This is a genomic window from Paenarthrobacter sp. RAF54_2 (assembly GCF_052113945.1).
Taxonomy (GTDB): Bacteria; Actinomycetota; Actinomycetes; order Actinomycetales; family Micrococcaceae; genus Arthrobacter.
This window is the reverse complement of the sequence record NZ_JBFRDV010000031.1, coordinates 1-13,024: the sequence shown is the minus strand read 5'-3', so window position 1 is coordinate 13,024 and position 13,024 is coordinate 1. Positions and strand designations below refer to the sequence as shown.

The 13,024-nt window shown below is 62.0% G+C and carries 11 protein-coding genes; 10 read left to right on the top strand and 1 reads right to left on the bottom strand.

Annotation, left to right across the window (positions count from 1 at the left end; genetic code table 11):
- Positions 1–150 precede the first annotated feature (150 nt).
- The 5 genes from AB4Y87_RS22910 to AB4Y87_RS22890 all read left to right on the top strand — a co-directional run bounded on the left by AB4Y87_RS22910 (position 151) and on the right by AB4Y87_RS22890 (position 5,647).
- Positions 151–1,479 carry an MFS transporter gene (locus AB4Y87_RS22910; RefSeq protein ID WP_442006547.1) on the top strand — a complete coding sequence of 443 codons (1,329 nt, stop codon included), beginning with the start codon at positions 151–153 and terminating at the stop codon, positions 1,477–1,479.
- 47 nt (positions 1,480–1,526) lie between these two features.
- Positions 1,527–2,666, top strand: a complete 1,140-nt coding sequence (locus AB4Y87_RS22905; protein WP_442006546.1) for a thiolase family protein — start codon at positions 1,527–1,529, stop codon at positions 2,664–2,666.
- Positions 2,663–2,980: a zinc ribbon domain-containing protein gene (locus AB4Y87_RS22900; RefSeq protein ID WP_442006545.1), complete on the top strand. Its 318-nt coding sequence runs from the start codon at positions 2,663–2,665 to the stop codon at positions 2,978–2,980. The genes AB4Y87_RS22905 and AB4Y87_RS22900 overlap by 4 nt, the downstream gene beginning before the upstream one ends.
- Complete coding sequence (locus tag AB4Y87_RS22895; protein WP_442006544.1) at positions 2,977–4,611, top strand: ATP-dependent acyl-CoA ligase; 1,635 nt, start codon at positions 2,977–2,979, stop codon at positions 4,609–4,611. Before AB4Y87_RS22900 ends, AB4Y87_RS22895 begins: the two co-directional genes overlap by 4 nt.
- A 61-nt stretch (positions 4,612–4,672) precedes the next feature.
- On the top strand, positions 4,673–5,647 hold the full coding sequence (locus AB4Y87_RS22890; protein ID WP_442006543.1) for a LysR substrate-binding domain-containing protein: 975 nt from the start codon (positions 4,673–4,675) through the stop codon (positions 5,645–5,647).
- A gap of 19 nt (positions 5,648–5,666) precedes the next feature.
- On the opposite strand, the gene AB4Y87_RS22885 is transcribed toward AB4Y87_RS22890, so the two are convergent.
- Positions 5,667–6,677 carry an AraC family transcriptional regulator gene (locus AB4Y87_RS22885; RefSeq protein WP_442006542.1) on the bottom strand — a complete coding sequence of 337 codons (1,011 nt, stop codon included), beginning with the start codon at positions 6,675–6,677 and terminating at the stop codon, positions 5,667–5,669.
- A gap of 283 nt (positions 6,678–6,960) precedes the next feature.
- On the opposite strand from AB4Y87_RS22885, the gene AB4Y87_RS22880 reads away from it, so the two are divergent.
- The 5 genes from AB4Y87_RS22880 to AB4Y87_RS22860 all read left to right on the top strand — a co-directional run.
- Positions 6,961–7,755, top strand: a complete 795-nt coding sequence (locus AB4Y87_RS22880) for an SDR family oxidoreductase (RefSeq protein WP_442006541.1) — start codon at positions 6,961–6,963, stop codon at positions 7,753–7,755.
- Between the two features lie 110 nt (positions 7,756–7,865).
- Positions 7,866–9,143 carry a styrene monooxygenase/indole monooxygenase family protein gene (locus tag AB4Y87_RS22875; protein WP_442006540.1) on the top strand — a complete coding sequence of 426 codons (1,278 nt, stop codon included), beginning with the start codon at positions 7,866–7,868 and terminating at the stop codon, positions 9,141–9,143.
- Positions 9,144–9,193: 50 nt separating this feature from the next.
- Complete coding sequence (locus AB4Y87_RS22870) at positions 9,194–10,972, top strand: flavin reductase (RefSeq protein WP_442006539.1); 1,779 nt, start codon at positions 9,194–9,196, stop codon at positions 10,970–10,972.
- Between the two features lie 16 nt (positions 10,973–10,988).
- Positions 10,989–12,566 carry a phytoene desaturase family protein gene (locus AB4Y87_RS22865; protein ID WP_442006538.1) on the top strand — a complete coding sequence of 526 codons (1,578 nt, stop codon included), beginning with the start codon at positions 10,989–10,991 and terminating at the stop codon, positions 12,564–12,566.
- 27 nt (positions 12,567–12,593) lie between these two features.
- Positions 12,594–13,024, top strand: a 431-nt coding sequence (locus AB4Y87_RS22860; RefSeq protein ID WP_442006537.1) for a cyclase family protein, incomplete at its 3' end; no start/stop codon positions are given.

Here is a 13,024-nt window from a genome sequence, read left to right as displayed (position 1 = left end):
AAAGGCATAGCCCCTGGCAAAACCGGCATTCGACGTTGCCCTGACCGCGGGGGAAACTGAAATCAGCAGCTGTAACGCCCATCACAATTGACCGTTTCGATCATGAAGCGGACAACCTGATCGCAGAGTTTTTCGCACTAAGGAGCAACAATGTCCCATCAACAGCACACCTTGCAGGGACAACGTCCCGGAGTACGTCGGTACGTTGTTGCCTCGCTCGTGGGCAATGCGCTGGAGTGGTATGACTTCTTCCTCTACGCCACTGCATCGGCAGTCGTCTTTGGTCGGTTGTTTTTCCCCTCCAACGTCGACCCCCTGGTTGGTACCATGGCCGCCTTCGCCGGTTTCGCCGTCGGGTTCGCAGCCCGTCCACTGGGCGGAATCATTTTCGGTCACATCGGAGACAGGCTGGGGCGCAAGCGCGCATTGGTCATGACGCTATCCATCATGGGAATCAGCACAGCTCTCATGGGCTTGCTGCCCACTTATGCGCAAGTAGGGCTGTGGGCCCCTGCCTTGTTGATCCTGCTCAGGGTCATCCAGGGCATCGCGGCCGGTGGTGAATGGGGCGGAGGCGTCCTGCTGATCAGCGAGAACTCCTCCACTACCCGCAGGGGCATGCTCTCCGCCTTCAGCCAGGGAGGAATTTCGCTCGGTTTTGTGTTGTCCTCCTTGGTCTTCTTTGTGGTCCAGTTGATGCCGGACGCCCAGTTCCTGGCGTGGGGCTGGCGCGTCCCGTTCCTCCTGAGCGTGGTGCTGCTGGCAGTAGGTGCCTACATCCGCTTCCGGCTACCGGAAAGCAAGGAGTTCACCGCCGCCAGTCACAGCAAGCAACACCGCCTCCCCGTACTTGCAGCCATCAAAACCCACCCCCGCGAAATCCTCGTCGCCATGGGACTTCGTGTGGCCGAGAACGGCGGCTCGTACATTTTCCTCTCCTTCTCCATTGCCTATGGAGTTCACGTGGGCGTGGACAAGGGCCTGCTGCTGATGGCAGTGGCAGTATCCATGCTTGTCTCGTTTGGCACCTACATCTTCTTCGGCCATCTCTCAGACAGGATTGGACGGCGTCCTGTCTACGCCCTTGGTGCAGTTGGCATGGGCGCCATGGCTTTCCCGTTCTTTTCCATGATTGATTCCAACACTCCCGCCATCGTCATCCTGGCCTTCCTCCTGGGCAATGGCCTCTGCCACGGCGCAATGATTGGAACGCAGCCGGCATTCTTCCACGAACTGTTCTCCGCCGAGGTTCGTTATTCCGCGATGGCGATCGCCCACGAGCTCGCAGCGGTCTTTGCCGGCGGATTCGCCCCGTTGATCGCCACAGCCTTGCTGCTGCAATACGGTTCCTCCATCCCGGTATCCCTTTATGTGATTGGCCTGGTCTTGGTCACGCTCATAGCACTGGGTTTCTCCCGCCATGGCATCAAAGCCGACCAGAAGGAAGAGGCCGGCCACGAGGCAGAAGTTCTCTCGTAGGCACCCAAGTTCTTCTGCTCTGCTGTCGTTTTTTAGAAAGGATGGCCATGACGGTCTCCATCATCGGGACTGGACAGTCCCCCTACACCCGGCACCCTTCAGCAGGGACAACGACGTCCCAGATTATTGCCCGGGCTGTGAGCAAGGCCTTGCATGATGCTGGCCTCCAAACGAGCGACGTGGATGGGTTTGCGGTATCCAGCTTCACGCTCGCACCCGATCACGCCATCGATCTGGCCTGGCGCATGGGCCTTCGACTCTCCTGGCTAATGCAGGACACCAACGGGGGCGCCAGCGCAGGCGGAATGCTCCAGCATGCCGTCCGTGCCATTGAAGCAGGCGACGCAAACGTCATCGTTCTGGCCGCAGGCGACCTCATGGACCAGGCCGCGTTCTCCCGTCTTGTTGCCAGTTACAACAAGGCGACTGAAGACCATCTGGCGCCCCTGCCGATGAACGGACCGAATGCACTCTTTGCGATGCTCACTTCCCGCCAGATGGAGCAGCTCGGACTCTGCCGTGAAGATTACGGCCGCATCGCCGTGGCGCAGCGCCAATGGGCCATGGATAACCCAGCTGCTGTCTACCGCAAATCGCTGAGCATGGACGAATACCTTAACGCCCCGATGGTTGCCACCCCCTTGGGGCGGTACGACTGCGTACCTCCCGTTACCGGGGCGGACGCCGTTGTCCTGGTGGCAGATCGGAGCAAGGGAACTCCCCGTGCCAAAGTGCTTTCCGTAAAGGCCTCGTATAACTCCGACCAACAGTCCGACGACGGCCTGGCAACGGGCCTGCAAGCCTGCGCAACCAACGGCTGGGAGCAGGCCGGGATCGGTCCCAGCGACATAGGACTCGCCTGCGTCTATGACGACTACCCGGCCATGGTGGTGGCGCAATTGGCGGATCTGGGCATTCTTTCAAATCAGGACCACCCGGCCGATTTCATCGAACACCGCATTGCCACGCGCCTGTTGCCGATCAACACCTCCGGAGGCCAGCTTTCGGCCGGGCAGGCTGGGGCTGCGGGCGGAATGCACGGACTGGTTGAAGCCGCCGCCCAGCTGATGGGGCGGGCTGGGGCCCGCCAGGTCACGGCACGCCACGCAGTCGTGAGCGGTTACGGGATGGTCCTCTACCGTTACGGGGCCTGCGCCACGATGTCGGTGCTGGAGGCAGCCCAATGAGCGCCGCCATCCAAGCCTGCCTTGGATGCGGGAGCCTCCTCTTTCCGGCACGTCTCATCTGTCCCCGCTGCGGACAGGATGACTTTTCAACGGTTCAGGCCGAGCACGCAGACGTCCGGCAGACAACGCAGCTGACCGACGGCACGCTTCTGGCCACGTTGACCATCCCGAACGGGCCTCATGTCATTGCCCGYGTGACCGGCGGCACGACGGTGCCCGGTGAAAGCCTGCCGCTCACCAACAACCCAAACGCCGGCCCCGGCGTCCACGCCTTCATCCCTGTCCCCTCAAACGTAAATGAGAATCAGCCATGAACCCTCAGGTAACAGACCCAAACCTCCGTCCCCTGACCATCCCGGAAATGCTCCTTGAACGGGTCCGGAAAGCTCCTGCAGCGCCACTGTTCCGCTGTGGTGAAATTCGTCGGGACAGCCAAATGATGGCCGATGCCGCTGCCCGCGCTGGCGGGCTGCTGCGCAGTGCCGGGATCGAGGCTGGTCAAACAGTGGCACTGATGTCATCCAACAGGACAGAGCTGCTGGACTTCATCCTGGGCTGCGCGTGGATCGGTGCCGTCGCTGTCCCCGTGAATACGGCGAGCAGGGGCGAACAGTTGCGCCATGTCCTGACCAACTCCCGGCCGGCACTGATGGTGGCTGAAGCTGAACTGCTGCCACATATCGCCGCAGCTGGTCCCATACCGGACCTACAGCAGGTGTGGGTACTTGATGGTCCGACGGCGGACCCCACCACCGCTTTTGGGGTCACCACCGCTTTTGAGGCCAGTCCCGCTTTTGAGGTCAGCCCTCTCCCTGAACCTGTTCCCGGGGTGGAACCTGTGGAAGCAGAACCAGCAGACACGGCTGCCATCCTTTACACCTCCGGCACCACCGGGGTATCCAAGGGTGTGCTGTGCCCCCAAGGGCAGTTCTATTGGTGGGCTGAAAACATGTCAGACCAGCTGGGCCTGAGGCCCGATGACGTGCTCTACACCTGTCTACCGCTATTTCACACGAACGCCCTCAATGCCTTCATGCAGGCCGTCGCTTGCGGAGGCGAGTACGTACTCGGCCCACGGTTTTCGGCCTCGCGATTCTGGGCAGATGCGTCCTCGGCGGGAGCGACGGTTACATACCTTCTCGGCGCGATGGTCGGAATACTCGCTGGCAAGGAGCCGGGAGCGGGTGATCGGAACCACCACATTCGCCTGGCCCTTTCCCCGGCCACACCTGCCCGGCTGGTCGAACCCTTCCAGGAGCGGTTCGGAGTGCTCCTCCTGGACGGCTACGGATCCACCGAAACGAACTCGGTGATCGGGTCCACGCCCCATCAGTGGCGCCCAGGGTACGTCGGCCGGGTGCGGCCCGGATTCTCCATCCGCGTTGTGGACGCCCACGGAGTGCCCGTTCCCAACGGGCACCCGGGTGAGTTGCTCATCCGCAGTGACCAGCCCCATGCAATGGCCACCGGATATCATGCCATGCCCGAGGCGACAACGAAGGCGTGGCAGGATCTCTGGTTCCATTCCGGGGACAGGGTCGTCCTGGAAGAGGACGGGTGGGTCCGGTTTGTTGACCGCATCAAGGACGTCATCCGGCGCCGCGGGGAAAACATCTCCTCAGTGGAGGTTGAGCAGGTTCTGCGGCAGCATCCCGCCGTCCAGGAGGCTGCCGTGTACGCAGTGGATTCCGAACTCGGTGAAGACGAGGTCATGGCCGCGTTGGTCCTCCGTGAGCCTGTGGATTTTGCCGAGTTGTGCCAGTTCTGTGTTCCCCGGCTCGCTTCCTTCGCCATACCCCGCTTCCTGCGGGTGGTGGATGAACTGCCCCAGACCGAGAACGGCAAAGTGCGCAAGCAGGTGCTCAAAGCCGCTGGCCGGGAGGCAGCACAGTGGGACCGGGATATCGCCTCCCCGCGCCGGGCGGCTGCTGTTGCTGCCCGCTGATTGATCACGGCCCGCTGTCGGGTGCAGCAGCCCACAGGAGTAGGACCCGTAGGATGAAGACATGGACCTGCGGGCGCTGCTGACAACCCACGTAAAGCTGCGCCACCTTGTCATAGTGCTCGCCGTCGCGGAGCAAGGCAGCCTTGTCCGGGCCGCCGAAGAACTCTATCTGACACAGCCGGCGTTGAGCCGGGCTTTACGGGAAGCCGAGCATGCCATCGGCGCGCCTCTTTTCGAGAGAACAGCGCGTGGGATGGTGCCTACGCTGGCCGGGGAGGCATGCCTTGAGCATGCAAAAGCGATCGTCGGCCATCTCAGCACCCTGCGGCGACGGGTAGAGGAACTGGCCGACCCGGCGTCGGGCCTTGTCAAGGTGGGCGCTCATGTCACCGGAGCCAATCTCCTGTTGCCGCGCGCTGTCGCCCGGCTCACCGCCGAAAAGCCACGGGTGGAAGTCCGTCTGCGCGAAGCACCCCCGGAGACGCTGATCCAGGAACTGGGTAACGGTGACCTGGACCTGTTGGTAGGCCGGGTGACCGACCATCCGAGTACCGCCCGGCTGCGGCTTGTCCCGCTGTATCGCGAGGACTTCCGTATCGTCGCCGCTCCGTGGCACCCCGCCCACGCCATACCCGAAGTCTCCCTGCAGGACCTGGCAGATTACCGATGGGTGGTACCACTTGCCAACACGCCCCTTCGGGATGAGCTCGAACAGAACTTCCGGAATGCTGGACTTGCCCCTCCTGCGCAACAGGTCGAATCCGGCGCTCCGGCCACCGTACGTACGCTCGTGGTGGAGGCCGGGTTCCTGGCCCTCATGCCGGAGTCCATGGCCTTGGCTGAACCGGATGTAAAGATCCTCAGCCTTCATCTGAACGGGCTGGCTCAACAAGTCGGGCTATTGCTCCATCCGGATAGGCCCTTGGCCCCGAGTGCAGCACTCCTGGCAGAAAAGCTCAGGGAAGTCGGAGACGAGATGGCGCGCGAACTTGCCGAACGGGCCCTGTCGTCGTCCGACGTCCTAGGCGAAGGTTGAACACCTTCGGGGAGCGAGGCTAGCGGCGAAGGCTCTCCGATGGGAGCTCGCCGAACGTGTCAAGGTAGAGGGCCGAGAAGCGCCCTTGGTGGGAGAAACCGCAGCGCTCTGCGATCGACACAATGGTCTCTTGTCCGGGGGAAGCAGCAAGAAGCAATTCCCGGGCCCGGTCCAGGCGCACCCTCCTCAACAACTCCGACGGCGTTGCCCCCACTTCGGAGCGAAGCGCCAGTTGCAGGGTTCGTACGGACACGCCCAGATTCTCTGCGATGTCCGGAACCGCCAACTCCTCAGAGGCATGCCGTTCCAGCAGTTCCCGGAATTGTCGTATCAACCGGCTTTCGGAAGCCGGACTGGAGTGGTCACCCTCCGTCACAGGATTCATTGCCAGGAGCAGCCGGGAAACCATCGTGTCCGCGAGAAGCTTCTGGACGAAGCCTGGGGCTGTTCTTTGCTGTTGGCTGATCATGTCGTCGTGGAGTTCGACGACAGACCTCAGGAATGCCCGGCCGGCAGAGCCGGTGAGGTCCATCGCGTAGCCGAGTTTCACGCTCTTCTCCGGATCGCCGCCGCGCAGGTCCTTGCCGCCCGGATCCTCGCCATAGAGTTGCGCCGCTACGGAAGCAAGAGCGAGGCGGCTCACGTAGACAATCAAATGCGGGGTTCCGCGATCCCACGTCATGGTGAATGGGCGGTCGATCGGCGGTACTGTGGCGGTTTTGGGGCTGGACTCCACGGAGGATGAGCCCACTTCCATGTGGGCGTGGCCCGCGAGGGGAATCTGGATCAGATGGAAGTTCTCCAGGCCTTCCGGACTGATCCGGACGTCGGCGCCATAGTCCAGGAATTCGATGCCAACATCACCCCGGTGCAACGAGCGCAGCTTCATGTCCACGGACGTCCCCCGGGTCTGCGGAACGAGATCGTGACCGCAGAACAAATCGGCGATTTTCTGGTGCGCATCATCCACGTCGGTCGTGGTCACTGTGGGGAGGCCCCTGAGGACGTCACGGGGAAGGATCCTCACCATTGCGCGTTCCTTCCCCGGTTTTCGTTTTTCGGATGAGCCCTGCGCCAAGCGGATAGACCCGTTTTTCGCCTGTGAATAGAGTCGCTCTTAGAACAAGTATGACGCACGTCATAGAAACGCAGCAACGAAACCCGACGGAAGGGGTGAGCAGAGATGAAGAACGTCAAGCTGGTCCATGACCGCCGAATCGAGTGGGAACGGACTCATCCGAAGCCCGCGCCCGGGCCCACCGTCAAGTAGGCACGACTTCCCACCCCATGGATTCACTACGAAAGGTTTGGCCATGTCAGCACTCTCGGGCAGGACCGCAGTCGTCACAGGCGGCGTCACCAAGATCGGCCAAGGCGTCGCGAAGGCGCTGCGCGATGCCGGTGCCACCGTTGTGGTCGCCGACATCGACGCCGACGGCGGCGCCGAGCTCCACACGCTGGGAAGTGACATCAGCTTTTCCCTCACTGACATCACAGATGACGCAGCGGTGGCGCGGCTCATGGACGATACGGCAGCATCCCACGGAGGCATCGACATCCTCGTCAACCTGGCCTGCACCTACAAGGACGACGGTGCGGCTTCGGACAGGAACGATTGGCTTCAGGCACTGAACGTCAACGTGGTGAGCGCCGTCATGGCAAGCAACGCGGCGCGCCCCTACCTGAAGGCATCCCGGCACGGAGCCATCGTCAACTTCACCTCGATTTCGAGTTCCGTTGCCCAGACAGGCCGCTGGCTCTACCCCGCGGGCAAGGCCGCACTGGTCCAGCTGACCCGGAGCATGGCAGTAGATCTCGCCGACGACGGCATCCGCGTCAATTCGGTCAGCCCTGGATGGGTGTGGAGCAACATCATGGACACCCTGTCCGGCGGCGACATAGACAAAACGGACTCGGTGGCAGCCCCGTTCCACGCGCTGAAGCGGGTGGGACGGCCAGAGGAGATCGGAGCCGTGGTCGCCTTCCTCGCCAGCGACGCTGCCAGCTTCGTCACAGGAGCTGATTGGGCCGTCGACGGCGGCTACTCCGCTTTGGGGCCCGAACGCGCCGAAGAAGCCATCCCACTACTCGCCGCCGAAAAGAGGTGACGACACATGAATGACATCAAGCTCGTACACATTGGTCTCCCCGGCTGGGAACAAACCCATCCCGAGCCAACGCCGAGGCCAGGCCAAATATCCTCCCCCATCATTTACGGATGCAGAGACAGCAGAAAGACAAGGTCAACACTATGACACAGCGCCACATCACCATCGTCGGAGCAGGGCAATCGGGCCTGCAACTTGGCATCGGTTTGCTTAAGGCCGGTTTTGCGGTCACCACGATCTCCAACCGCACGGCCGAAGAAATCCATGAGGGAAAAGTCTCCTCCAGCCAGTGCATCTTCCACGATGCCCTTGAGCACGAGAGGGCGCTCGGCCTGGACTTCTGGCCTGACGCTCCCACCGTGGACGGAATATCGTTTACGATCCCCCATCCTGAGGTTGCTGGTGAGAGGGCCATCAGCTGGGCCTCCCGCCTGGATAACCCGGCCAAGTCCATTGACCAGCGGGTCAAATTCCCGAGGTTCATGGAAGAGTTCGTGGCGCAGGACGGCGAGCTCGTGTTCGAGGACGCCGGTGTTGATGAACTCGAGCGGTACTCCCTGAACTCCGATCTGGTGATTGTGGCTGCCGGCAAGGGAGAAATTGCGCAGCTCTTCACGCGGGATGCGCAGCGCAGCGCCTATGACGCACCGCAACGCGCTTTGGCGTTGACGTACGTCACGGGAATGGAGCCCAGGGCAGAACACTCGGCCGTTTCCTTCAACTTGATTCCAGGGGTGGGCGAGTATTTTGCTTTCCCGGCGCTCACCACCACCGGTCCTTGCGAAATCATGGTTTTTGAGGGCATCCCGGGCGGACCCATGGATTGCTGGAAAGGCCTGACTCCCGGGGAACACCTGGAGACGTCCAAAAACATCCTGATGCAGTACTTGCCGTGGGAAGCCAGCCGGGCAGCCGACGTCGAGCTGACCGATCCCAACGGGTTCCTGCAGGGCCGGTTCGCGCCCACTGTCCGCCATCCCATCGCCACGCTTCCCAGCGGCAAGAAGGTCCTGGGACTCGCCGACGTCGTGGTGCTGAACGACCCCATCACTGGCCAGGGCTCCAACAACGCCAGCAAATGCGCGGCTTCCTACTTGCAGAGCATCGCGGCGCACGGCGAAGGTGCCTTCGACGCAGCGTTCATGCAAGCCACTTTCGAAACGTATTGGAACTATGCACAGCACGTAGCACAGTGGACGAACGCGCTGCTGGCTCCGCCGCCCCCGCATGTCCTTTCGCTTCTGGGAGCGGCCGGTCAGTCGGCCGAGATCGCGCACCGGTTCGCCAACGGATTCAACAACCCGCCGGACTTCCAGGAATGGTTCATGGATCCGGATAAGGCCGCTGCATATCTTGCAAGCGTGGGCTCCGCCGTACCCGCGACCTGACAGTCGCTCCACTACTCCTGGCAACAACGTTCCTCGAAGGAAAACCAGACATGCGAAAAATCGCAATCATCGGAGCCGGCGAATCCGGCGCCCAACTGGCCTTGGGCCTGCAGCGGGAGGGGTATGAAGTCACCCTGTTCTCGGACCGTTCGGCTGCTCAAATCCGTACCGGCAAGGTCATGTCCAGCCAATGCATGTTCCCCACCGCGCTGGCCGCCGAAGCGCAGCTAAGTTCAGCTCTCACCAACCTCTATGACGATGAAGTCGTGCCGGGGATCAGTGCCATCCGATTGCGTGTGGAAGGCGAATCCGGCTCAGGCGCCATCGAGTGGGAGGCGCCCCTTGAGGGGACCGCCCGCTCCGTGGATCAGCGGATCAAGAGTGCGGCCTGGATCGAGACCTTTGTGGCTGGCGGCGGCGATTTCCGTATAGAGAAAGTCACGCCGCGCATGCTGGAGGAGCTCGCTCGGGTCTACGAGCTGGCGATCGTTAGCACCGGAAAGGGCGAGATCGCCCAGATCTTCCCCAAGGACAGGTCCAAGTCGCCGTTCGACCGGCCACAAAGAGTGCTCGCCCTGAATTATGTCTCACTCGATACGGTGTCATTCGACTCCGTCTCAACCGATGCATCCGCCGCCGAGCCGGCAGATGAGCCCAGTGACAGCATTCGCATGTCCGTAGTCCCCGGCGTCGGGGAATTCTTCACCTTTCCCGGACTCACGGTGTCCGGGCCTTGCCAGATGATGGTCTTTGAAGGCGTCGTGGGCGGCCCAATGGATAAGTGGACCGATGTAACAAGTCCGGAGGAACAGCTGAGTCGATCACTGGAAATCCTGGAAGAGCATTTTCCCCACGAGGCGAAGAACTTCGCCAACGCAACACTCACCGATGAGGGCGCGACGCTCCTTGGGCGGATTACCCCGACAGTTCGCTCAGCAGTCGGTGAACTGGGCAATGGCAACCTTGCCTTCGGCCTGGGCGATGCCGTCCTGCTCAACGATCCCCTCACCGGTCAGGGGTCCAACAACGCGACGCTGGCCGCCAAGTACTATCTGGATTCCATCATCAGGCGGGGGCAGCAGCCTTTCGACAAGCAGTGGATGGAACGCACCTTTGACGAGTTCTGGCGGGGCTGGGGTCAGTGGGCCGTGGCGTGGACAAATGACATGCTCAAACCCCGGCGGGAACACCAACAGGCCGTCCTGGCCGAAGCAGCTGACCACCCGGCTCTGGCCGCAAGCATCGCTGGAGGATTCGATGATCCCCGCACGTTCTACCCATGGTGGTTCGATCCCGCAGCTACCGCCGAGTTCGTGCAGGCACGCAAGGACGAAGATTCGTCAGCTTTTGATCTGAGGGACTTCCGGGGCGCCCTCGGACAATTCGCCACGGGCGTCACGGTGGTCACCACCCTTGGAGTCGACGGGCGGAAGGTGGGCATGACCGCCAACTCCTTCACGTCCGTTTCCATGGAACCTCCGCTGGTGTTGTGGTGCCCCAGCAAACGGGCTCCGAGCCTTGTGGACTTTGAGGACGCCACGCACTTCGCCATCAACATCCTTGCCAGTGACCAGCACGTCCTCTCGCGCCAGTTCGCAACGCCCGCCACAGACAAATTCGCCGGCGCGGAAACCACCGAGGGACTCGCCGGAATTCCGTTGCTGGACGGCGCCGTTGCCACGTTCCAGTGCCGGACGGTCTCACGACACGATGCCGGCGACCATGTCATCTACGTAGGCGAGGTGGAGAAGTACGAGAATGCTGGAGGGGAACCACTCCTGTTCCATAGCGGCAAATACCACGCCGCGACCAACCACCCGGACTTCTGAGATGACGGTGCCCTCCATGACGGACTCGACCGATATTGCCATCATTGGTTCGGGAATCAACTCGCTGGTAGCCGCCGCCGAACTTGCCATGGCCGGAAAGCGTGTCTGTCTCATTGAACGGGCCGGCAGGCTGGGCGGCTTCATCCATTCAGGGGAACGCACACTCCCCGGGTTCATCCACGATTCCTTCTCTTCCTGGCATCCCCTGTTCGTTTCCGGGGGCGCTTACCAGGCTTTGGGAAGCGAGCTGCATGCGAGGGGATTGGAATACTGCAATTCCTCCGGCGCGGTGACGGCCAGCGTGGCAGCCGATCCAAAGACAGGGCAACACAGGGTGGTCTTGGCCCATCGCGACCCGGCACTCACTGCTTCGGCTTTGCTGGAGAACGGAGATGAAGGCGCCTACCTTGCCATGCTGGAGGACCTCGGCCGCAACGCAGGGACCATTTTCGGTGCGTTCGGTGCTGAACTCCGCTCTTTCAGGGAGGTGCTGACGATCGCCGCCGGCGCTTTGCGGCGGGGAAAAGCCAAGGGTACTGAGGCTTTCGTGCGGGATTCAGTCATGAGTGGCCGCAACTACGTCCGCAGCCGCTTCAACGGATGGCAAACCGACCAGCTGTGGTCCCCTTGGCTCCTTCACGCGGGCCTCGGTCCCGACCAAGCGACCGGCGGCGTCATGCTTCCAGTCATGGCCTTGAGTATGCACAGCTTTGGTCTCCCTGTGGTGAAAGGCGGCGCCTCAAACTTCATCGCTGCTTTTGAGACCCTCCTGAGGGATAAAGGCGTCCGGATCATGCTGGACACAGAAGCCGAGGAAATCCTGGTCGATTCCAAAGGTGCAACGGGAGTGAAAACCTCCAACGGACTGATCAGCGCACGGACCGTCCTGGCGAATGTGTCACCCCAGGCGCTGTATTCCAAGCTGTTGCGTCAGCCACCAGCCGGGTTGGCAGAAGCAGCCGCGCGTTACCAGAACGGCCGCGGAGCCATGCAGATCCACCTGGCCCTGGACAAACCGGTCCAATGGCTCGATCCCCGGTTGGATTCCGTGCCGCTGGTTCACTTGAGTAACGGTTCGGACAGTACTGCAATTGCTTGCGCCCAAGCCGAGGCGGGACTCTTGCCTACCGAACCTACCGTCGTCGTCGGTCAACAGTGCGTGCTGGATCCTTCCAGAGCCCCAGCAGGCAAAGCGACACTATGGCTGCAGTTACAGGAAGTGCCCTTCTCACCCGTGGCGGATGCCGCAGGGGCGCTCGCCGTTGACGGCGGCTGGACACAGGAACTCAAGGAACAGTATATGGAACGCGTCCTGACCAGGCTCGAACAATTCGCGCCGGGCACCAAGGCGTCCGTCCTGGCCTGGGACATCCTGGCACCGACCGATCTGGCTGGGGAAAACCCCAATGCCGTCAACGGCGATCCGTACGGTGGATCCGCGGAGCTCTTCCAAAACCTCCTCTGGCGGCCCTTTCCCCAGGCCGCAAACCACAAAACTCCCGTCAGGGGTTTGTGGCACATTGGCGCGTCCACCCACCCCGGCCCCGGGCTATCCGGCGGATCGGGGCATTTAGTTGCCCAGAAACTGAAATGAACCACACATCAACCCGACAGGAGAACAATGTCTGTTCTAAATGAGCTCACCGCAGCCTTGTCATCCGGCGCCATCGACGTCGTCGACCTCACCACCCCGCTCAGCGGTGATACCCCGATTCTGAATCTTCCCCAACCCCTGGCCAATACGGTTGGGCTTTCGCTGACTCCCGTCAGCAATTTCGACGACGCCGGACCGGCCTGGGCGTGGAACGACGTCACGGTGGGCGAACACGCCGGGACACACCTGGATGCTCCCGTCCACTGGATCACAGGCAGGGACGGGAAGTCCGTGGACCAGATCGAGCCGCACCGCCTGGTGGGGCCGGCCGTGGTGATTGACAAGAGCGCCGAAGCCGCCCAGGACCCCGACTTCCTGCTGGAGCCCGAACACTTCGAGCAGTGGCAGCAGGAGCATGGCCCCTTCCCGGAAAACTGCTGGGTCATCTTCCGCACCGG

Bases quoted from the DNA above. Each gene is read 5' to 3' on its own strand.
- AB4Y87_RS22905 (WP_442006546.1), top strand. From the start codon at position 1,527: ATGACGGTCTCCATCATCGGGACTGGACAGTCCCCCTACACCCGGCAC.
- AB4Y87_RS22875 (WP_442006540.1), top strand. From the start codon at position 7,866: ATGCAGAGACAGCAGAAAGACAAGGTCAACACTATGACACAGCGCCAC.
- AB4Y87_RS22880 (WP_442006541.1), top strand. From the start codon at position 6,961: ATGTCAGCACTCTCGGGCAGGACCGCAGTCGTCACAGGCGGCGTCACC.
- AB4Y87_RS22870 (WP_442006539.1), top strand. From the start codon at position 9,194: ATGCGAAAAATCGCAATCATCGGAGCCGGCGAATCCGGCGCCCAACTG.
- AB4Y87_RS22910 (WP_442006547.1), top strand. From the start codon at position 151: ATGTCCCATCAACAGCACACCTTGCAGGGACAACGTCCCGGAGTACGT.
- AB4Y87_RS22865 (WP_442006538.1), top strand. From the start codon at position 10,989: ATGACGGACTCGACCGATATTGCCATCATTGGTTCGGGAATCAACTCG.
- AB4Y87_RS22890 (WP_442006543.1), top strand. From the start codon at position 4,673: ATGGACCTGCGGGCGCTGCTGACAACCCACGTAAAGCTGCGCCACCTT.
- AB4Y87_RS22885 (WP_442006542.1), bottom strand. From the start codon at position 6,677: ATGGTGAGGATCCTTCCCCGTGACGTCCTCAGGGGCCTCCCCACAGTG.
- AB4Y87_RS22895 (WP_442006544.1), top strand. From the start codon at position 2,977: ATGAACCCTCAGGTAACAGACCCAAACCTCCGTCCCCTGACCATCCCG.